Annotated in this window: 18 protein-coding genes and 1 tRNA gene; 8 read left to right on the top strand and 11 right to left on the bottom strand. The window is 65.3% G+C overall.

The window, feature by feature from the left end; all coding sequences use genetic code 11:
* Nucleotides 1-5 precede the first annotated feature (5 nt).
* From thrC to argS, 4 genes are read right to left on the bottom strand one after another with little or no spacing between them, the layout of a single operon-like run.
* Nucleotides 6-1,073: a threonine synthase gene (thrC, locus tag K414_RS0122110; protein ID WP_027497914.1), complete on the bottom strand. Its 1,068-nt coding sequence runs from the start codon at nt 1,071-1,073 to the stop codon at nt 6-8.
* The gene (locus tag K414_RS0122115) at nt 1,070-2,371 is read right to left on the bottom strand and encodes a homoserine dehydrogenase (RefSeq protein ID WP_027497915.1); all 1,302 of its coding nucleotides are present in this window, start codon (nt 2,369-2,371) and stop codon (nt 1,070-1,072) included. The genes thrC and K414_RS0122115 overlap by 4 nt, the downstream gene beginning before the upstream one ends.
* Nucleotides 2,368-3,789: a diaminopimelate decarboxylase gene (lysA, locus tag K414_RS0122120; RefSeq protein ID WP_027497916.1), complete on the bottom strand. Its 1,422-nt coding sequence runs from the start codon at nt 3,787-3,789 to the stop codon at nt 2,368-2,370. The genes K414_RS0122115 and lysA overlap by 4 nt, the downstream gene beginning before the upstream one ends.
* Nucleotides 3,786-5,438 (bottom strand): arginine--tRNA ligase, encoded by a 1,653-nt coding sequence (argS, locus tag K414_RS0122125; protein WP_027497917.1) that lies wholly within the window; start codon nt 5,436-5,438, stop codon nt 3,786-3,788. Before argS ends, lysA begins: the two co-directional genes overlap by 4 nt.
* Before the next feature lie 232 nt (nt 5,439-5,670).
* Between argS and K414_RS0122130 the strand changes: the two genes are divergently transcribed.
* The 8 genes from K414_RS0122130 to K414_RS0122165 all read left to right on the top strand — a co-directional run bounded on the left by K414_RS0122130 (nt 5,671) and on the right by K414_RS0122165 (nt 11,947).
* Entirely contained in the window at nt 5,671-6,594 is a 924-nt protein-coding gene (locus tag K414_RS0122130) for a DUF3105 domain-containing protein (RefSeq protein ID WP_027497918.1), read from the top strand.
* The gene (locus tag K414_RS0122135) at nt 6,594-7,310 is read left to right on the top strand and encodes a DUF305 domain-containing protein (protein ID WP_027497919.1); all 717 of its coding nucleotides are present in this window, start codon (nt 6,594-6,596) and stop codon (nt 7,308-7,310) included. Before K414_RS0122130 ends, K414_RS0122135 begins: the two co-directional genes overlap by 1 nt.
* A gap of 69 nt (nt 7,311-7,379) precedes the next feature.
* Nucleotides 7,380-7,452 (top strand) — tRNA-Arg (locus K414_RS0122140).
* Between the two features lie 60 nt (nt 7,453-7,512).
* A complete protein-coding gene (locus K414_RS0122145) occupies nt 7,513-8,433 on the top strand; it encodes a hypothetical protein (RefSeq protein ID WP_027497920.1) in 921 nt (306 codons plus the stop codon).
* 14 nt (nt 8,434-8,447) lie between these two features.
* Entirely contained in the window at nt 8,448-9,035 is a 588-nt protein-coding gene (locus tag K414_RS0122150) for a class I SAM-dependent methyltransferase (RefSeq protein WP_037219488.1), read from the top strand.
* Between the two features lie 72 nt (nt 9,036-9,107).
* Nucleotides 9,108-10,451: a DUF2254 domain-containing protein gene (locus tag K414_RS27715; RefSeq protein ID WP_051365411.1), complete on the top strand. Its 1,344-nt coding sequence runs from the start codon at nt 9,108-9,110 to the stop codon at nt 10,449-10,451.
* 35 nt (nt 10,452-10,486) lie between these two features.
* The gene (locus K414_RS0122160; RefSeq protein ID WP_027497922.1) at nt 10,487-11,020 is read left to right on the top strand and encodes a MarR family transcriptional regulator; all 534 of its coding nucleotides are present in this window, start codon (nt 10,487-10,489) and stop codon (nt 11,018-11,020) included.
* Between the two features lie 102 nt (nt 11,021-11,122).
* Nucleotides 11,123-11,947, top strand: a complete 825-nt coding sequence (locus tag K414_RS0122165) for a hypothetical protein (RefSeq protein ID WP_027497923.1) — start codon at nt 11,123-11,125, stop codon at nt 11,945-11,947.
* Between the two features lie 116 nt (nt 11,948-12,063).
* On the opposite strand, the gene K414_RS0122170 is transcribed toward K414_RS0122165, so the two are convergent.
* The 7 genes from K414_RS0122170 to K414_RS0122200 all read right to left on the bottom strand — a co-directional run bounded on the left by K414_RS0122170 (nt 12,064) and on the right by K414_RS0122200 (nt 21,120).
* Nucleotides 12,064-12,840: an enoyl-CoA hydratase gene (locus tag K414_RS0122170; RefSeq protein WP_027497924.1), complete on the bottom strand. Its 777-nt coding sequence runs from the start codon at nt 12,838-12,840 to the stop codon at nt 12,064-12,066.
* Nucleotides 12,837-13,745 carry a 3-hydroxyisobutyrate dehydrogenase gene (gene mmsB, locus K414_RS0122175; RefSeq protein ID WP_027497925.1) on the bottom strand — a complete coding sequence of 303 codons (909 nt, stop codon included), beginning with the start codon at nt 13,743-13,745 and terminating at the stop codon, nt 12,837-12,839. Before mmsB ends, K414_RS0122170 begins: the two co-directional genes overlap by 4 nt.
* Nucleotides 13,742-14,800: an enoyl-CoA hydratase/isomerase family protein gene (locus K414_RS0122180; RefSeq protein ID WP_027497926.1), complete on the bottom strand. Its 1,059-nt coding sequence runs from the start codon at nt 14,798-14,800 to the stop codon at nt 13,742-13,744. Before K414_RS0122180 ends, mmsB begins: the two co-directional genes overlap by 4 nt.
* Nucleotides 14,797-15,936, bottom strand: coding sequence for an isobutyryl-CoA dehydrogenase (locus K414_RS0122185; protein ID WP_027497927.1), 1,140 nt, complete (start codon nt 15,934-15,936; stop codon nt 14,797-14,799). The genes K414_RS0122180 and K414_RS0122185 overlap by 4 nt, the downstream gene beginning before the upstream one ends.
* Nucleotides 15,937-15,942: 6 nt before the next feature.
* On the bottom strand, nt 15,943-17,451 hold the full coding sequence (locus K414_RS0122190) for a CoA-acylating methylmalonate-semialdehyde dehydrogenase (protein ID WP_027497928.1): 1,509 nt from the start codon (nt 17,449-17,451) through the stop codon (nt 15,943-15,945).
* Between the two features lie 73 nt (nt 17,452-17,524).
* A complete protein-coding gene (locus tag K414_RS0122195) occupies nt 17,525-18,277 on the bottom strand; it encodes an SWIM zinc finger family protein (protein WP_027497929.1) in 753 nt (250 codons plus the stop codon).
* On the bottom strand, nt 18,277-21,120 hold the full coding sequence (locus K414_RS0122200) for a DEAD/DEAH box helicase (RefSeq protein ID WP_027497930.1): 2,844 nt from the start codon (nt 21,118-21,120) through the stop codon (nt 18,277-18,279). The genes K414_RS0122195 and K414_RS0122200 overlap by 1 nt, the downstream gene beginning before the upstream one ends.
* Nucleotides 21,121-21,145 lie beyond the last annotated feature (25 nt).

Raw genomic sequence — 21,145 nt, forward strand, 5'->3', positions numbered from 1 at the left:
TCAACTCAGGCCAGCTCGAGCGCAGCCGCAACAGCGACGGGATCGACCGAAATCGGTTCCACGACAGGCATTCCCGACAGTGCAGTGTCGGGATCCTTGAGACCGTTGCCGGTCACCGTGCAGACAACGGTCAGGCCCGGCTCCAGCCAGCCTTCCTTTCGAGCCGCCAACAGTCCGGCGACGCTGGCCGCGGAGGCCGGTTCGACGAACACGCCCTCGGTCTTCGCGATCAACCGGTACGCCTCGAGGATCTCCTCGTCGGTCGCGGCCCGGAATGCTCCGTTCGATTCTTCCTTGGCATTGACGGCACCGTTCCAGGATGCGGGTGAGCCGATCCGGATTGCGGTCGCGATCGTTTCCGGGTCCTTCACGGGCGCACCGTGAACCAGAGGAGCGGCACCCGCGGCCTGCACGCCGAGCATGCGCGGCTTGCGGGTGGTGAGGCCGTCGCGGAAGTACTCGGAGTACCCGCGCCAGTACGCGGTGATGTTGCCCGCGTTGCCGACCGGTAGAGCATGGATGTCGGGTGCATCGCCGAGGGCGTCGCAGATCTCGAACGCCGCGGTCTTCTGCCCCTCGATACGCACGGGGTTGACGGAGTTGACCAGACCGATCGTCGGGAACTCGGCCGTGGTCTTGCGCGCCAGTTCGAGGCAGTCGTCGAAGTTGCCCTGGACTTGAATGATCTTCGCGCCGTGCATGACTGCCTGAGCCAGCTTGCCCATCGCGATCTTGCCCTGCGGAACCAGTACGGCACAGGACATGCCGGCCTTGGCCGCGTAGGCCGCAGCGGACGCCGAGGTGTTGCCGGTGGACGCGCACAGCACTGCTTCTTGCCCACGGGCGAGCGCGTCGGTGACGGCCATGGTCATGCCGCGGTCCTTGAACGAGCCGGTCGGGTTGAGTCCCTCGACCTTCAGGTGCACTGTGCAGCCGGTCAATTCGGACAGGTGCCCGGCGGGCAGCAGCGGGGTGCCGCCCTCGCGCAGGGTGACGGTCTTCCAGTCGGGACCGATCGCCAGACGCGAGCGGTACGCCTCGATCAGACCGGGCCAGGGGGTGTGGACGCTCATACTGTGGTGCCTTCCAATCTGAGAACGCTGGCGACGTGGACGACCACGTCCAACTGCTCGAGGGATGCAACGGTGTCGGACAGTGCGGAATCGGCCGCGAGGTGCGTGACCACGACGAGCCTGGCCCCGTCACCCGCGCCGTGCTGGCGCACGGTGGAGATGCTGACGTCGCGCTTGGAGAATTCGGCGGCCACGGTAGCGAGAACACCGGGCTTGTCGGCCACCTGCATGCTGACGTAGTACCGGGTGAGGATGTCACCCATCGGGGCCACCTTGAGCTTGGCGTACTTGGACTCGAGTGGGCCGCGGCCACCGTAGAACTTGTTGCGCGCGGCCATCACCAGGTCGCCGAGCACGGCGGACGCCGTCGGCGCGCCGCCCGCACCCTGGCCGTAGAACATCAACCGGCCTGCGGCCTCGGCCTCGACGACGACGGCGTTGAATGCGCCGTTCACCGATGCCAACGGGTGATCGAGCGGAACGAGTGCCGGGTAGACGCGGGCCGAGATGCGCTCCTTGCCCTTGGGCGTGGTGATGCGCTCGCAGATGGCCAGCAACTTGATGGTGCAGTCCAGAGACTTCGCGGTCTCGAGGTCGTCTGCAGTGATCTTGCTGATGCCCTCGCGGTAGACGTCGCCGGCCGTGACCCGAGTGTGGAACGCGATCGAGGCGAGGATGGCCGCCTTGGACGCGGCGTCGTAGCCCTCGACATCGGCGGTCGGATCGGCCTCGGCGTATCCCAGTCGCCCTGCCTCGGCGAGGGTTTCGGCGTAGTCCGCACCGGTCTCGTCCATGGCCGACAGGATGAAGTTGGTGGTGCCGTTGACGATGCCCGCGACCTTGTTCACGCGGTCGCCTGCCAACGACTGCATCAACGGCCGCACCACCGGAATGGCTCCGGCGACAGCTGCCTCGAAATACAGATCGGCGCGCGATTTCTCGGCCGCGTCGGCCAACTCTCCGGTGTATTCGGCGAGCAGGGCCTTGTTCGCAGTGATGACGGACTTGCCGTTCTCGAGCGCCGACAACACCAGCTTGCGTGGGATGTCGATACCGCCGAGCACCTCGACGACGATGTCGACGTCGTCGCGACCGACCAATTCGGCCGGGTCGTCGGTGAGCAGTTCGGCCGGTACTCCTCGATCGCCGTCGATCCGACGTACCGCGATTCCCCGAATCTCCAGTGGCGCACCGATTCTGGCCTCGAAGTCCGCTGCATTCTCGGTGATGATCCGGACGACCTCGCTACCGACGTTTCCGAGTCCGAGTACGGCGACGCCTATCGGCTTCGATGTCATGGCTGAACCTCCAAGCTGAGCAGATCTTCGATGGTTTCCCGCCGCAGGATCAGGCGCGAACGCCCGTCCTTGACCGCGACCACAGCGGGCCGCGTCAGCAGGTTGTAGCGGCTGGACATGGAGTAGCAGTAAGCACCGGTGGCTGCGACGGCGAGCAGATCACCGGGCCCGACGTCGGCCGGCATCCACGTGTTCTTGATGACGATATCGCCGCTCTCACAGTGCTTTCCGACCACGCGAGCCATCACGGCGTCGGCGTCGCTGGTACGCGAGACCAAGCGGCAGTCGTACTCGGCCTGATACAGCGACGTACGAATGTTGTCGCTCATACCGCCGTCGACACTGATGTACCGCCTGCGGGTGGCGTTGTCGACGGTGACGTCCTTGACGGTGCCCACCTCGTAGAGCGTCACGGTGCCCGGACCGGCGATGGCCCGACCCGGCTCGACGGCAATGGTCGGAACCGGCAAACCGGCCGCGGCCGACTCCGTCTCGACGATGCTCGCCAGCTTGGCCGCCAATTGGTCGACGGGCGGCGGATCGTCACTCGGTACGTACGAAATACCCATGCCGCCACCGAGATCGAGCGTCGAGATCTGCGAGGTCTTGTCCACGCCGAACTCGGCGACGATGTCGCGCAGCAGCCCGATGACCTTGTGCGCAGCCAGCTCGAAACCGTCGACCTCGAAGATCTGCGAGCCGATGTGACTGTGCAGCCCCACGAGACGAAGGTTGTCTGCGGCGAACACCCGACGGACGGCTTCGATCGCCGAGCCGTCGGCGAGCGAGAAGCCGAACTTCTGATCCTCGTGGGCGGTCGCGATGAACTCGTGCGTGTGTGCCTCGACGCCGACGGTGATACGAATCAGCACGTCCTGCACCACACCGGCCGAACCGGCCACGGCGTCGAGACGGTCGATCTCGATATTGGAGTCGAGTACGACGTGCTCGACTCCGGCACTCACTCCGGCCTCGAGCTCGGCCACGGATTTGTTGTTGCCGTGCATCGCAATTCGATCCGCCGGGAATCCGGCAGCCAGGGCGATGGCCAGCTCACCGCCCGAGCAGATGTCGAGCGAGAGACCCTCGTCGGCCACCCAACGAGCGATCTCGCCACACAGAAATGCCTTGGAGGCGTAGTGAACTCGTTCGGGTGCTCCGAACGCAGCGGCCATCTCGCGGCAGCGTGCGCGGAAGTCGTCCTCGTCCACGACGAACAGTGGGGTGCCGTACTGCGCCGCGAGGTCGGTGACCGACACCCCCGCGAGCCGAACCGTGCCGTCGTCGCCGCGTGCCGCGTTGCGTGGCCACACCTGTTCGGGAAGCGTCGTCATGTCCGACGCGGCGCTCGGACGCTCGGACATCGACTGCTTGGCTGGGGCATCGGCGTGCTTGGGCCCTGCCGGATGTGCGCTCACATGCGCTCCGGTGCGCTGACACCGAGCAGTTCGAGGCCGTTGGCCAGAACCTGTCGGGTTGCGTTGCCCAATGCCAGTCGTGCGGTGTTCACAGGTCCGGGCTCCTCGTCTCCTTGGGGAAGTACTCGACACGCGCCGTAGAACCGGTGGTAGGCCCCCGCCAGTTCTTCGAGGTAGCGGGCGATCCGATGTGGTTCGCGTAGTTCGGCGGCACTGGCCACCACCCGCGGGTACTCGCCGATCGTCCTGATCAACTCGCCCTCCTGCTCGTGCGTCAGCAGGCTCAGATCGGGATCGTCGCCCGAGATCCCCAGTTCGGCGGCATTGCGCGCGAGCGATGCCAACCGGGCGTGGGCGTACTGGACGTAGTACACCGGGTTCTCGTTGCTGGCGCTGGCCCACAGGGCGAGGTCGATGTCGATGCTCGAGTCGACGGACGACCGGATCATGACGTAGCGCGACGCGTCGACGCCGATGGCTTCGACCAGATCGTCGAGCGTGATGACGGTGCCTGCCCGCTTGCTCATCTTCACCGCGACGCCGTCGCGAACGAGGTTGACCATCTGCCCGATCAGCACCTCGACGGTCTCGGGGTCGTCGCCGAATGCAGCGGCGGCGGCCTTGAGTCGACCGATGTAACCGTGGTGGTCTGCTCCGAGCATGTAGATGCACAGGTCGAATCCGCGCTGACGCTTGTTCTGGAAGTACGCGATGTCGCCTGCAATGTAGGCAGCATTACCGTCGCTCTTGATGACGACGCGATCCTTGTCGTCGCCGTACTCGGTGGACCGAAGCCACCATGCACCGTCTTCCTCGTACAGGCTCCCCGAGCTCTTGAGGTAGTCGACCGATTTTTCGACGGCACCGGACTCGAAGAGTGAGTTCTCGTGGAAGTAGACGTCGAAATCGACACCGAATTCGTGCAGGTTGGCCTTGATGCGGTCGAACATCAGCTGGGTACCGATCGACCGGAAGGTCTCGTCCTGCGCCTCGGGTGCCAGCGCCAGCGCTTCTGGCTCCTTCGCCAGCACCTGCTGTGCGATCTCGGCGATGTACTCGCCCGCATACCCGTTCTCCGGTGCCGGCTCTCCCTTGGCCGCGGCGATGAGCGACCGGCTGAAGCGATCGATCTGAGCGCCGTGATCGTTGAAGTAGTACTCGCGAGTGACCTCGGCTCCGTGCGCGGTCAGGATGCGTCCGAGGGCATCGCCGACCGCAGCCCATCGGGTTCCACCGAGGTGCACCGGTCCGGTGGGGTTGGCCGAGACGAACTCGAGGTTGACCTTCTTGCCTGCCATCGAGGATCCGTTGCCGAACTCGGCACCGGCGGCCAGCACGCGGGCAACGATCTCGCCCTGCGCTGCGGCAGCCAGCCTGATGTTCAGAAAGCCGGGGCCTGCGACGTCGGCACTGGCGATCGCGGCGTCGGCCGCGAGCGCCTCGGCGAGCCAGCCGGCGAAATCACGGGGATTGGCTCCGGCCTTCTTCGCCACCTGCAGCGCCACATTGGTGGCATAGTCACCGTGCTCGGGATTGCGGGGACGCTCGACCGTGAGCTTCGCAGGGAGAACGGATGCGTCCAGGCCGCGGTCGGCAAGCACCTTGGCGGCGGTCGCGTGAAGCAATTCGGCAAGATCGGCGGGAGTCACAGGTAGCCATCCTATTGGCTGGTGTGCGGCATACTCGCATCCACTGCCCGTCCGAGCGCGGGGCCACCTGGCCGATGCGGTCCACACGGGCTCTGAGCACGCTCTCAGACAGAGAACGTACAGTAGGGGCGCTCTGCGCGGACGACCGTCGAGCACGGCCGTCACCAGCAGATACGTACCACCAGCGCTACCGACCACCCACTTTTCCTCGACTGAGAGAGCAACCACAGCGATGCCAACGGGTCCCGACAAAGGCAGTCAGAACAAGTCGGCTGCGAAGGCAGACAAAGCCATCAGTGCAGCCAACAAGAAGTCAGCTCGCAAGAAGCAGGGCGGTGTCCCCGCCGCCAAGGGCAGACAGATTCCCTGGCTGACGGTTGCCGGTGTCGTTGTGGTCGTCGGACTCGTCGTGGGCCTCGGGGTCAACCTCTACCCCAAGTACCAGGACCGCGCCGAGGCGCAGAAATTCGCGCCCAGCGAGAGCAATCAGGATCCGTCGACGGGAATCGACGGCGTCACCATCAAGGAATACCCGGCAGCCCTGCACGTCGGGCGCGCGCAACGCGTCGCCTACGACCAGACGCCGCCGTTCGGTGGACCGCACGATGCCGTGTGGGCCACTTGCACCGGCATCGTCTACCCCGAGGCCATCCGCACCGAGAACGCTGTGCACTCCCTCGAACACGGAGCGGTCTGGGTGACGTACAACCCCGACGACCTCAACGAAGACCAGATTCAGTCCCTCGCCGACCGCGTCGACGGGGAAACGCAGATGATGATGTCGCCGTACCCGGGCCTCGACACTCCCGTCTCGCTGCAGTCCTGGGGTCACCAGCTCAAGCTCGACAGCGTCGACGACGAGCGCATCGGTCAGTTCATCTCGGCTCTGCGCCTCAACCGATTCGCCTACCCGGAGGTCGGTGCCAGCTGCGCATCCGTGCCCGGAGTCGGTGACAACGCGTTCGATCCCGACAACCCGCCGCTGTTCGACGCTTCGGCCCCGGGTGCGGACGCCGTTCCGATGGACGGCGCAGGCATCACTCCCGACGCCAGCGAGACCAGCGGCGCAGGCGGAATGCCGAGCGGCCTGCCCGGCGGAGCACAGTTGCCCGGCGGAGCACAGCTGCCCAGCGATCTCCAGGTGCCCGCGAGCTGATGACCGAATCGACAGTCGACTCGGTCGACGGCGTCCCCGAGACCAAGCGGAGCCAGCGCACTGCGCTGGTCGCCTTGGCCGTGATCGCCGTACTGGCGATCGGATTCGCGCTGGGCTTCCTGGCGCAGAATCCGTTCCGCAGCGGTGACAACTCCCCCGCAGCAGATTCGGTCGACGTCGGATTTGCCCAGGACATGACGGTGCACCACAACCAGGCCATCGAAATGGCCGCGGTCGCGTTGACCAACGCGCCCGATCAGGCCGTCAAGAGCCTGGCGTTCGACATGCTCACCTCGCAACAGAATCAGGTGGGCCAGATGCAGGGCTGGCTCGCATTGTGGGACCGCGCGCCGATCTCGACCGACGGCTACATGACCTGGATGACGGCCGACGACTCTCACGGCCATTCGATGGGCGGCATGTCGATGGAACCGGGATCCTCCGATCCCACCAGAGCCATGCCCGGCATGGCCAGCTCCACCGAGCTCGCCGCACTACGCCAAGCGACCGGAACCGACGTCGACGTCATGTTCTTGCAGCTGATGCTGCGTCACCACGAGGGCGGCCTGGCGATGATGGAGTACGCCCAGACACACGCGCAGTCTCCTGCGGTGATCAACCTGGCAAAGTCCATGGTGGCAACGCAGACGAGTGAGTCGACTCTGATGAAGCAGATGCTCGCGGCGAAGGGTGCGCAGCCGCTGCCCGAGGGGTGATTTCGACTCGCGTCGCACATGCGCTAGTCTTTCGTACAGCCCAACAGGCACGCCGGCTGAAGCCGGTGCGCCCCCGTAGCTCAGGGGATAGAGCGTTCGCCTCCGGAGCGAAAGGCCGCAGGTTCGAATCCTGCCGGGGGCACACATCTTTCACGCATGTCACTTCTCCGAGGTGACTGCTCGAACGAGACGGACTGTTCACATGTCCGAGGATCTCCCCGATATCGACACCGTCATCGACGAGCTGTATTCACTGGCACCCGCCGACTTCGTGTCGCACCGATCGGCGTATGTGACCCGGTTCAAGAAGGCCGGAGACAAGTCCGGTGCCACTCGTATCGGCGGACTCCGTAAACCCACTGTCGTGGCCTGGTTGGTGAACACACTCGCTCGTCAGGACGAATCCGCGGTCGCCGAGTTGTTCGACCTCGGTGCCGAACTCGAACGGGCTCAGCAACGCGGCGACGGTCATCGACTGCGTGAGTTGTCCACCGCTCGAAGCGCTTCGATACGCGCGCTCACCGATCGAGCCGTGGTATTGGGTCGCGAACGTGGCGTGACCGTCGGCGACAACGCGGCGCGCGAGGTTTCCAACACCCTCAATGCCGCAATGGCCGATCCGGAGATCCGCGACCGGGTTCGTGCGGGCCGAACGGTGGTGGCCGAGACATACAGCGGCTTCGGCCCCGCGCTGCTCTCGCTCGTTCCGGATCCTCCTGAGACCGAGACCGAGACCGAGGACGACGGCGAACCGGACATTGCCGATGACGCGCCCGAGTCCGCAGCGGAATCCGATGCCGAGAACGAAGCCGAGTTGCTGCGCCAGGCGGAACACGATCGCCTGGTTGCCGAACTCGACTCTGCCGAAACCGCATTCGATGCCGCACGTGATGCGGCCGACGCTGCCGACCAGGGCACGGAGCGCGCTGCGTCCGAACGACGCAGCGCGACAGCAGAAGTCGAGAGACTCGAAGCCGAGCTGGAGGCCGCGAGAGCCACAGCGAAGGCAGCGCGGGCCGCGGAGAGAAAAAGCGTCGAACAGGCAGAGTCGACGGCGGAGGCGCTCGAGGCGGCCCGGGCACGCGTGGCCGAAGCCCGGTCGGCCCTCGACGAACCGAGCTGACCTACCCTGGCGGTATGACCACGCGCTGGCAAGCCGAGAACTCCGCCGACGACTCCGCCCGGTACATCGAGCGATTCGATCGTCTGGCCGAACGCGGCGTGGATCTGCACGGTGAGGCACGCATGGTCGACGCGGCGGTCTCCCCCGCGTCGGACATTCTCGACGCCGGCTGCGGTACGGGCAGACTCGGTGCCGAACTGGCGCGACGTGGCCACCACGTCACCGCCGTGGATCTCGATCCGATTCTGGTCGAGAAGGCGCGTAGTCACCCCGAACTCGACGTGCATCTCGCGGATCTGACCACGCTCGAGTTGAATCGCACGTTCGACGCGGTCGTCGCGGCCGGCAACGTGTTGGTTTTTCTGGAGCCCGGCACCGAACGTGCTGCGCTCGAACGCATCTGGGCACATCTTAACGACGGCGGAGTGTTCGTCACCGGCTTCGCCACCGACCGGGCATACACAGCCGACGAACTCCACGAGGATCTCACTGCCGTCGGATTTTTCGTCGAACATCGATTCTCCACCTGGGACCTGCGGCCCTGGCGCGCCGACGCGGACTGGGCCGTCACCGTGGCACGAAAGCCTGCTCTGCTCGCTTGAGACGAACCGGGGCGAGCGACGGGATTCCACGTGCGGGTGTCGATCGGTTCCTGGGCGGGAAGACTGTCGCTCATGAAGGAACACATAGCGCGGTTGCGGGAGTCGTTCTGGTTCATTCCCGCCGTCCTCGGAGTTCTCGCACTCCTACTGGCGCAGGCGCTCGTCAGCCTCGATCGCTACGTGCTCGACACCCGCGTGGACCTGACTGGCTCGTTGCTCTATCACGTCGGAGCGAGTGGCAGCCGGGACATCCTCGGGGCGATCGGTGGCTCGATGCTGGGGGTGGCCGCCACGTCGTTCTCCATCACCATCTCCGTCCTCGCCACGGCCAGTTCCTCGTACGGCCCCCGCCTGGTGCGAAACTTCATGGCGGACCGCGGAAATCAAGTGGTACTGGGCATCTTCGGGGCGACGTTCCTGTACTCGCTGATGGTGCTGCGGTCGATTCGTTCGATCGAATCCGATGGTTCGGTGTTCGTCCCGGACATCGCCGTCAACGTCGCCGTCGCGCTCGCTGTGGTCGACGTGGGCGTGCTCGTCTACTTCATCCACCACATCGCGCAGTCGATTCAGGTGGCCACCCTGTCCGCGAGAGTCCGCGACGAGTTGTCGGAATCCGTCGACTCTCTCTACCCGACCGATCTTCCCGACGACGCCGCATCGATCGACGGCATCTCGAAACCACCTGTCTACGTGACAGTCCTGGCCGAGACATCCGGGGTGATCATCGACATCGACGAGGACGCACTGCTGGGCATCGCGACCGACAACGGCACGCTGATCGAAATTCATCGGGTCCCGGGCGAGCACATCGTCTCCGGCGAACCGCTCGTCGACATTCTCGCCGACCGCTCGGCCGACATATCCGACGCATCGATCGACCGAGTCCGCTCTTCTGTCGACATCGGTACCAGTAGGACGCCACGCCACGACATCGCGTTCGCCGTCGAGCAGATGACGGAGATGGCGGTCCGGGCGCTGTCCACCGGGGTCAACGACCCCTACACGGCCCGTAACGCCATCGCCGATCTCTCCGTCGGACTCGTTGCACTGGTCCAACGGCCTGCACCGTCACGCGGACGGCGTGGAACCGACGGAGAGGTGCGACTGATCGTGCGGCGGGTGCCCGTCTCGATCTTGATCGACCATGCGCTCGATGCGGTGCGCATCTACGGGACCGGCAGTCCCATGGTGGTCCAGGCCGGAATTCGTCTCGCCGAGAGGGTCGGCCGCGCGGCGCGCTCCACCGACGATGTCGACGCCGTGCTGGCGCAATTGAGCCTGTTGGACGCCGCCCTGACCGTCGACGAGACCGACAGCGCGCGCACAGCCGATGCCCGCGAGCAGATTTCGCGGACTCGAGCAGCGATCACCGATCGGGTACCACTCGCGGTACTTCGCACCGTCATTCGGTAGACGCTCGAACCGGGCACCGTGGGAGGATGGTGTGTATGCCAGCACCGTCGCCGCTTCCCCTCGACCCCATTGCAGAGGCCCACCGTCAGTGGACCAAGCACGGGTGGTCCGATGCCGCCGACGGTATGGCCGCGGTCACCTCGCTGATGCGCGCGCAGCAGATCATGCTGGCCCGGGTCGAGGAAGCGCTCAAGCCGACGGGACTGACGTTTTCGCGCTACGAGTTGCTGACGTTGTTGACGTTCACCAAGAACGGCGCGTTACCGATGGCGAAGGCCAGTGCCCGACTGCAAGTGCACCCCACCAGTGTGACCAACGCGGTGGACCGCCTCGAATCGGTCGGCTACGTGCGCCGCATTCCCCATCCCAGCGATCGACGGACAACCCTGGTCGAAATCACCGAGCAGGGGCGCACGTTGGCGGTCGAAGCCACCGAGCGCCTGAACACGCTGGTGTTCGCCAAGCCCGGGCTCGCGCGCGACAAGCTGATGTCGCTGGTGCGCATCCTTGCGGAACTGCGTTCGGATGCAGGCGATTTCGACAGTGATTACATCACCACCTCGTTCTGAGTTCGATGGTGACTCGTCACAAGACAATGGCACAGCCGTACCGTTCGTGGTCCAATTGCTCCGGGAACAGGTCGGAGTCGGTCTGCTGAAGGGCGGGGCGGGGTGCTGGTGTTGGGGGTCGGAGCGGGTGCGCACGGTGCACGCGCAATTCTGACGTATCTGGACAGCCCCCACCGCACACCCATCGTGTCGCGGACGGTGCGCCGCGCTCCCGGGCAGTCGCTGGCCACCACGATCGCCACCGGCGTCGACGCCATCCATTCCATCGCCGCGACGATGTCGCTCCCGGTCCAGTTCTCTGCCATTGCCTACCGGGTGGCCACCGATCCCGGCACTGTCGCCACCCGAGGTACCGCTCGCACGGCCTCACTCGTTCCGGAAACCGCTGCGCAAGTGAGGTTTCTACGGTTCATCGGGCTGGTCCCCAATCACGGCGTCACCGTGCTGTGCGACATCGGTAGTACCGGGACCACGGTCACCGTCATCGATCTCGCGTCCACTCGCACCCTCATGACGCGGCGCACTGCCACGTTCTGCGGCGACGATCTCGATCACTCGGTGCGCCGGCTGCTCTCGTCCAACGGCGTTCGCGTCGGAATCGACGCCAGCCGGTCCATCAAGGAGCAACTGAGTGTCGATTCCGTCGTCAGCACCACGGACCCAGCCGGCACTGCACGGCATGTGCTGACACGGCGCGACTTCGACGATCTGATCGCGGGACCCGTCCGTTACGCAGGCATGCTGGTGGAGCAGACCATCGAATTGTCCGGCGCCAGACCGCAGTCCATCGTCGTGGTCGGCGGCGGCGCGAACATCACCTCGATAGCGCGGTCTCTCGAACTGCGGACCGGCCTGACGACCCTGGTGCCGACGATGCCCGAGCTGGTCTCGGCCCGCGGGGCCGCCCTCCTGTCCCCCGACAGGTAGGACGGCCCCGGGAGTGGAGCCTGCGGAACAACCGGTCGGGGTGGGAGTGGAGCCCGCGGAACGACCCGAAAGCACGCGAGTGGAACCCGCGGAACGACCCGAAAGAGCGGCCAGCACTACCGGTGCTGGAAGTTGGGCGTGCGCTTCTCGATGAAAGCCGACATGCCTTCCTTCTGATCCTCCGTGGCGAACGTCGAATGAAACACGCGGCGCTCGAACAGAACTCCCTCACGAAGGCTCGACTCGAACGATCGGTTCACTGCTTCCTTCGCCATCATGGCAACCGGTAGCGACATCTCGGCGATCGTGGTCGCGGTTGCGATGGCGTCGTCGAGAAGATCGGCGACCGGCACGATGCGCGAGACCAATCCTGCTCGCTCGGCTTCCTCGACCTTCATGTTCCGGCCGGTCAGGCACATCTCCATGGCCTTGGCCTTGCCCACCGCACGCGTCAGGCGCTGCGAGCCACCGATTCCCGGAATGACGCCGAGCTTGATCTCGGGTTGTCCGAATACCGCGGTGTCGGAGGCGATCAGCACATCACACAGCATCGCGAGTTCGCAGCCGCCACCGAGTGCATAACCGGAGACCGCCGCGATGAGGGGCGTCCGCGCCGCGGCCAGTCGATCCCACGCCGCGAAGAAGTCGTCGAGGTACACGTCCATGTACGACTTGGGCTGCATTTCCTTGATGTCGGCCCCGGCCGCGAAGGCCCGTTCGGATCCGGTGATCAGAATGGCACCGATCTCGGAATCTGCATCGAGTTCCTCGACCACCGAGACGACCTCACGCATCAACTGAGAGTTGAGCGCGTTCAATGCTTTCGGACGGTTCAGCGTGATGATGCCGACGCGTCCCCGGCGTTCGAGCAGGATGGTTTCGTAGTCGGTCACTGAGCAGCTCCGTTCGAGCGTTCGCGGATGTCGTTGATGATGCCGGAGAAGTCCACGTCGGTTCCGCCGCCGGACGTTTCCTTGAACCGAGCGTAGAGCTCGGCTGCGCGCAGACCGAGTACTCCCTCGACCCCGTTGTCGCGCAGTGCATTCGCAGCCAGACCCAGATCCTTGTCCATGAGGGCCGCCGCGAATCCGGGCTTGTACTCGTTGTTCGCCGGGCTCGTCGGAACCGGACCGGGCACCGGGCAATTGGTCGTCAACGCCCAGCATTGGCCGGACGCGGTCGATGCCACGTCGAAGAGCGCCTGATTGCTCAGACCGAGCTTCTCGCCCAACACGAAGGCCTCGCTGATGGCGATCATCGATACGCCGAGAATCATGTTGTTGCAGATCTTGGCGGCCTGACCGTTGCCCGCCGGTCCGCAGTGCACGACCTTGCGGCCCATGACGTCGAGAACGGCAGCAGCGGAGGCGAAATCGTCCTCCGAACCACCGACCATGAACGTGAGCGTGCCTGCGGCCGCTCCCCCGACACCGCCCGAGACCGGAGCGTCGAGGCTACGGTGTCCGGCCTCGTGCACCAGCCGGTGCGCGGCATGCGCGTCGGCGACATCGATGGTCGACGAATCGATGAACAACGTCCCCGGAGCCGCGGCCGGAAGCAGGTCCCCGTACAGCCCGAGTACCAGTTTTCCGTTCGGCAACATCGTGATCACGATGTCGGCTCCAGCGACGGCCGCAACCGCGGACTCCACCACTGTGACGCCGTCCTTCGTGGCCTGCTCCAGCGCCGCGGGAACAAGATCGAAGCCCTGCACCGTGTACCCGGCCGCAGCCAGGTTGGCGGCCATCGGCCCACCCATGTGCCCGAGGCCGATGAATCCGATCGTCTTCTCGCTCATGACTGCTCACCTTCTGTAAGTGCTTTCGACAGACCGAGTTCGGCGTCGCCCAGGGGCGTGAAGTATCGGTCGACGTCCTCTGCAGTGACATCCGCCGACGTGGCCGGCTGCCACTGGGGATTGCGATCCTTGTCGACGACCTGCGCCCGAATTCCCTCGACCAGATCGTGACTGCTCAACGACGCGACCGACACGCGGTACTCCTCGTCGAGCACGGCCTCGAGGGAGGGCAGCGTCGCCGCCCGTCGCAGCGACCGCAGCGTCACCGCAAGAGACACCGGCGATTTGGACGCGATGTCCTGTGCCGCCTGCTGCGCCTCCGACACCGGCGATGCAGCCAGAGCGCCGACGATGCCCTGAATGTCGTCACCGGCGTAGCACTCGTCGATCCATTCCTGCTGAGCCGCGACGGTGGATTCCGGAGCTGACTCGCTGAACGTATCGACGGCTTCCCCGACGCTGACCGTCTCGAGGGCGGTGTAGAACTCCTCGAGCTTGTCCGACGGAATGTAGTGATCGGCGAATCCGACCGCGATGGCGTCGGCCGCATTCATCCGTGCCGTGGTAAGCGCGAAGTGGGTACCGGTTTCGCCGGGCGCACGCGAAAGAAGGTAGGTGCCACCGACATCGGGGATGAATCCGATGCCGACCTCGGGCATCGCAATCTTCGAACGTTCGGTCACGATGCGGGTGTTCGCGTGGGCCGAGAGCCCGACGCCACCGCCCATGACGATGCCGTCCATGATCGCGACGAAGGGCTTGGGGAAGCGGGCGATCGCGGCGTTGAGCACGTACTCGTCGCGCCAGAAGTCCTTGCTCCCGCTGCCGCCGTCCTTGGCGTCGTGGTAGATCGAGACTATGTCGCCGCCCGCGCACAATCCGCGCTCGCCGGCTCCGGTCAACAGGACGACGTCGACGCTGTCGTCGGTTGCCCACTGCGTCAACGCCGGAGCTATCTGCTGCACCATCGCATGCGAGAGTGCATTGATGGCTTTGGGGCGGTTCAGAGTGATGCGACCGATCCCGCCCGAAACCTCCAGTAGGACATCGCTCATGCTGCACCCACGATGGAGCGAGCTACGACCACGCGCATGATCTCGTTGGTACCTTCCAGAATCTGGTGGACCCGAAGGTCGCGAACGATTTTCTCGACACCGTACTCGGCGAGATAACCGTATCCGCCGAGCAACTGCAGCGCCCCGTTGGCGACCTCGAAGCCGGTATCGGTACCGAAACGCTTGGCCATCGCGCACATCTCGACCTTGTCGGCTGCATTGTTCTGCAACCCGTCCGCTGCTCGCCACAGCAGAGTTCGCGCAGCTTCGAGCTCGGTCTTGAAATCTGCCAGTCGAAACTGCAGGGCCTGCGAGTCGAGCAACCTGGCGCCGAATGCGTTGCGGTCGGCGAGGTAGGACACGGCCTTGTCGAGAGCGGACTGTGCGCCGCCGATCGAGCACGCGGCGATGTTGATGCGTCCGCCGTTGAGCCCGTTCATCGCGATCCGAAATCCGTCGCCGTCGCCGCCGAGCAGGTTGGCAGCAGGAACGCGGGCACCTTCGAAGATCACCTGGCGGGTGGGTTGAGCGTTCCATCCCATCTTCTTCTCGTTCGCTCCGAACGACAGTCCCGCCGTGTCCTTCGGCACGATGAACGCCGAGATGCCGCGGGGACCCGGCGCTCCGGTGCGGGCCATGACGACGTACACCTCGGAAGTGCCTGCGCCGGAGATGAACTGCTTGACGCCGTCCAGCACGTACTCGTCACCGTCGCGGACGGCCTTGGTACCGAGCTTTGCCGCATCGGATCCAGCGCCGGGTTCGGTGAGGCAGTAGCTACCGAGCTGGTCCATCGAGCACAGCCCCGGAAGCCAGCGCTGCCGTTGCTCGTCGTCGCCGTACGTGTCGATCATCCAGGCGACCATGTTGTGGATCGAGATGTAGGCCGCGATGGACGGGTCACCGGTGGCGAGTTGCTCGAAGATGCGCACCGCGTCGACGCGGGTCAGGCCCGATCCGCCCACGTCTTCACGAATGTAGATGCCGCCCATCCCGAGAGCAGCAGCCTTGCGCAGCACGTCCACCGGAAAGTGCTTCTGCTGATCCCATTCGACGGCGTTCGGTGCGAGGAACTCGTCCGCGAAATCACGAGCAGTGTCGTTGATGGCACGCTCGTCCTCGTTCAACGTGAACATCGTCGATCAGTCCATGTTCGGAATGACGAAGTGATTCTGCGCAGCTGCTTCCTTGGTGCCCGACGGCCAACGCTGAGTGACGGTCTTGGTCTTGGTGTAGAAGCGGATGGAATCCGGTCCGTGCTGGTTGAGATCGCCGAATCCCGAACGCTTCCAGCCACCGAACGTGTGGTACGCGATCGGCACCGGAATCGGCACGTTGACTCCCACCATGCCCACCTGGACGCGGGAGCAGAAGTCGCGAGCGGTGTCGCCGTCGCGGGTGAAGATCGAGACGCCGTTGCCGTACTCGTGTTCGGACGGCAGACGCAGTGCGTCCTCGTAGTCCTTCGCGCGCACGACGATCAGGACCGGACCGAAGATCTCTTCCTTGTAGATGCGCATGTCGGTGGTCACCTTGTCGAACAGCGTTGCGCCGGCGAAGAATCCGCCCTCGTGGCCCTCGAGACTGAATCCGCGTCCATCGACGACCAACTCGGCACCCTCGTCCACACCGATCTGGGTGTAGTCGTTGACGCGCTTCAACGCATCGCTACCGACGAGCGGGCCGAAGTCCGCGTTCTCGTCGTCGCTGCGGCCGATCTTCAGTTTCGCCACTCGCTCGGTCAGTTTGGCGACCAACGCGTCGGCGGTCTCCTCACCGACGGGAACCGCGACGGAAATCGCCATGCATCGCTCGCCGGCCGAACCGTATGCGGCTCCGAGCAGAGCGTCGGCGACCTCGTCGAGATCGGCATCGGGCATCACCAATGCGTGGTTCTTCGCTCCACCGAAGCACTGTGCGCGCTTGCCGTGCTGCGCCGCCGTCTCGTAGATGTACTGCGCGATGGGCGTCGATCCGACGAAGCCGATCGCCTTGACGCGATCGTCGGTCAGCAGCACGTCGACGGCGTCCTTGCCGCCGTTGACCACGTTGAAGACGCCCGGCGGCAGACCTGCCTCGAGGAACAGCTCGGCGAGCTTGAGGGGCACGGACGGATCTCGCTCGGACGGCTTGAGAATGAAGGCGTTACCGCAGGCGATGGCCGGGCCGGCCTTCCACAGCGGAATCATGGCCGGGAAGTTGAACGGGGTGATGCCGGCAACGACACCGAGCGGCTGACGCATCGAGTAGACGTCGATACCGCCACCCGCACCCTCGGTGTACTCACCCTTGAGCAGGTGGGGAACACCGACGGCGAACTCGACGACCTCGACGCCACGCTGGATGTCGCCCTTGGCGTCGGCGATGGTCTTGCCGTGCTCCGACGAGAGCAGCCGCGCGAGCTCTTCGGTGTCGCGGGTGACGAGCGCGAGGAACTTCATCAGCACCCGAGCGCGCCGCTGCGGGTTCCACTTCGCCCACTCACTCTGCGCCTGCTCGGCGTCGGCGATGGCGGCCTCGACCTCGGATACGTCGGCCAGGGGCACCCGGGCCTGCACCTCACCGGTATTGGGATCGAACACGTCCCCGAACTGTCCGGAGGTGCCGGCGACATGCTTGCCGCCGATGAAGTGCGTGAGTTCGCGAGCCATGGGTGTCCGTCCTCGAGCGTGGAATTAAGTACGCTCATCCTATAGTCGGATGTCCATGTAAGTCCAGGAGCGGTTACATTCGGTCGTAGAACGCGCGCAGATCAGCGCAGGCCCGGCTGACTTCCGCCTCCGTCGAACCGTCGGCGCGAAAGATTCTGCGCAGGATCAGCGGATCGAGATCGTCCGTCGCCGGAGCGAACGACACCTTGGGGAGTTCGGGGAACGCCGCACGATCGCCGAACCAGTCGTCCGGGTCGAACTCCTCGTCGCTGTCGCCGACCCCCTCGATCAACTGATCCAGATCGACCCCTCGCAGTGTCAGGATCGTCCCCGCGGACGCGTCGATGTGCTCGGCGGCGATGTACATCAGCGCTGCCGCGTGTTTGCACGGCCACCCGTCGTCGGGGCACGAACAGTCGAAATCCAGTTGCCCCTTGGCGTGGGGAAGCAGCACCGACGCCAGCGCCTGAGGAATCGCGTTGGACGCGAGTTCCGCCAGCATGCCGGGGTTGGATCGCACTCGGTCGACGAGCGCGGCCACCTCGCCTTCGGTGAGCGGCTCGACGCTGACCGACGCCGAGAACGGCTCGAGCTGACTGCCCTGCACCTCACCGTAGATCTGCCCGCGTTCGACGCCGAGAGTAAGCACCTGACCCTGGCGGGCATAGGTTCGGCCCCGTGCGATCCGGCCCGGGTCGGCGAGATCTTCCATCGCGGCGACGAAGTGCCTGCCCCACCACGTCTGCCCGAAGGCACCCCGCTTGTTACGAGACTCGATGCCTCCCTTGGCTTGTCGACGCTTGCCGTACTGCGAGAAGTCGGCCATCACTCCCCCACCGCGTCTTCGCTGAGACGAAACAGTTCCTGCAGTTCCGCAGTGTCCATCTCGGTCACCCAGCTCTCACCGGTGCCCACCGCCAGATCCGCCAGATCCTGCTTCGACACCAGCATCGAATCGATGCGTTCCTCCACGGTGCCCACACACAGCAGCTTGCGCACCATCACATTCTTGCGCTGGCCGATACGGAAAGCGCGGTCGGTCGCCTGGTTCTCCACCGCCGGATTCCACCAACGATCGAGGTGCACAACATGATTGGCGGCAGTGAGATTGAGCCCGGTACCACCGGCCTTGAGCGAGAGCATCATGATCGGCGGACCGTCGTCGCTCTGGAACTTCTCGACCATCTCATCGCGCTTGCCCTTGCTCACGCCGCCGTGCAGGAACGGCACCTGAACTCCGAAACGCTCGGCGAAGTACGGTGCCACGAGCTCACCGAACTCTCGAAACTGCGTGAACAACAACGCCTTCTCGTTGTCACCGAGAACGGAATCGAGCATGTCCTCCACCAATCCGATCTTTCCGGAACGGTGCTGACCTCGCTTGAGTACCGACGAGCCGTCGGACAGGAAATGCGCGGGGTGATTGCACACCTGTTTGAGGCGAGTGAGGGCCGAGAGCACCGCGCCCTTGCGTTTCATGCCCTTCGCGTCGGCGATCTGCGCCATCATCTCGTCGACGACCGCCTTGTACAACGCCGCCTGCTCGGCAGTGAGGTTGGCGCGCACGGTCATTTCGTTCTTCTCCGGCAGATCAGAGATGACCGTGGGATCGGTCTTGACGCGACGCAGAATGAACGGAGACGTGATGGCACGCAGCCGCGAGACCGCGTTCTCGTCGTTCTCCCGCTCGATCGGCACCGAGAACCGCTTCCTGAAGTCCGACGGCCGCCCCAGCATGCCCGGGTTCGCGAAATCCAGAATGGACCTCAGCTCGTCCAGCCGGTTCTCCACCGGCGTCCCGGTGAGCGCCAGTTTGTGATCGGCCGGAATGGCCAGCGCCGCCTTCGCCTGCACGGTGCCTGCATTCTTGATGTGCTGCGCCTCGTCGAGAACCACGCGACGCCACGTCTGTGCGGCCAACTGCGCGCGGTCCTTGGCCATCAATGCGTACGTGGTGACGATCAGGTCGTGCTCCGCGATCGCTCGATCGAGCGCCTCGTCGCGTAACCGCGTCGGACCGTGGTGCACCAGAACACGCAGTGCAGGAGTGAATTTCGCGGCCTCACGTTGCCAGTTACCGACCACCGACATCGGGGCCACCAACAGCGTCGGAGTCGCGCTGTTCTCGTGGGCGAGCAGCGTGAGCACCTGCAGTGTCTTGCCCAGACCCATGTCGTCGGCGAGCACGGCACCGAGACCGAGCCGGCTCATGAACGCGAGCCAGTCGAGTCCGCGTTGCTGATAAGGCCGCAGAGTCGCGCGGACGCCCTCGGGCACCGGGATGGTTTCCGGAACCGCCCCGGGTTCGAGCAACGTTGCCGCCCAGCCGGTGGCGCGGATGTCCTGGACCGGAGCCGGAGGCGGATCGGCCAACGTCATCTCACGCATCAACGTGCTGAGCGCAGTCCCGTCACCGTGATGCTCGGCGACGTACTTCGCAGCCCGCGCCAGCTGTCCCCCGTCGGCGAGCACCCATTGCCCGCGCAGCCGGACGAGGTCGCCCTTCGAGACGGCAAGCCGGTTCATCTCCGCCTCGGTGAGCACCATGTCGCCCAGCTGCAGTTGCCAGTCGTACGACACCAGCTCGTCCATACCGACGGCACGATCGGCCGCAGCTTTGGTCACCGCGGGTGACTCGACCCGCAATCGCATCGACGGATCCAACCTGGTCCAGGCCCTCGGCAGCAGGACCGTCGTGCCGGTGGCCTGCAGCGCAGTGGCACCGTGTTCGACGAGATCGATGACCACCGACGTCGGCAACAACAGGTCGAGGGTGCCCTCCTGGGTGGGCAGATCACGCAGCCTCGGGTAGGCAGCCACGGCCTCGCCGAGTTTGCGCACTGCCGTCGACAGCAAGGTCGCGTCGACCTTGCGGCTCATCGGGACCGGACGCGGCGCCTCCCCGTCCGCGCGCAGGCACACCTGAAGTGTCCAGAACGACTCGACGGCATCGTCCGGGGCACCGTCGGCATCACCCGTCTCGCCGTCCTGGTCGTCCGGTTCGAGCAGGCGCAGCACCAGCGCCGGTTCGTCGACGGTGAGGCTGGCGCGCCAATTGTCGAACAGCGTCGAGATCTTCTGCGTCCCATCGAGATACGGATCATCACGCACGAGGGCCGACAGCAACGGGTGCTCGGAATCGGGCTTGCCGAGCACCGATCTGACGATCGGGTCGGTGAGCTCCTCGACCATGTCGTCCAGAAGCTTCTTCGGTCGTTCGTTCGCTCGCTGCACCGACGGCATCGCAACAGCGAGCTCGCTGAGCCAGGCGCGTTGACGCTCGCCGCCGACCAGCCGCCAACGCGGCCACCACTGGCCGTCCATCAATTTCAGTGCCGGCACCACTCGTCCGGCCCGGACCCACCGTTCGATGCCCTGGGCGACGTGGCCCAGGAACCGGAGGTCGCCGGAGATCAGGGCGTGGGTCGACGGGGTGCGGAGCAACAGGTCGGCCGCATCGTGCGGGGCCAGCGCGATCGCCGGGAGTTCGACCGGATCCCGAGGGGTGGCGCGTCGAGTGGAGTCGGGAAACGTCACTCGGGCGCGATGCCGGAACGTGCGGGTGAGCACGTGCGAGTGTGTCGCCGGTAGGTCGGGTTCGTCTCCGGTGCTGATCTCGTCGTCCCAGAGCAGCAATCCGGCACCGGGAGACCAGAGACCGTGCAGCATCGGTCCATCCAACCAGCACGCACCG

Source organism: Rhodococcus sp. JG-3 (genome assembly GCF_000482405.1).
In the GTDB taxonomy this organism is placed as follows: domain Bacteria; phylum Actinomycetota; class Actinomycetes; order Mycobacteriales; family Mycobacteriaceae; genus Rhodococcoides; species Rhodococcoides fascians.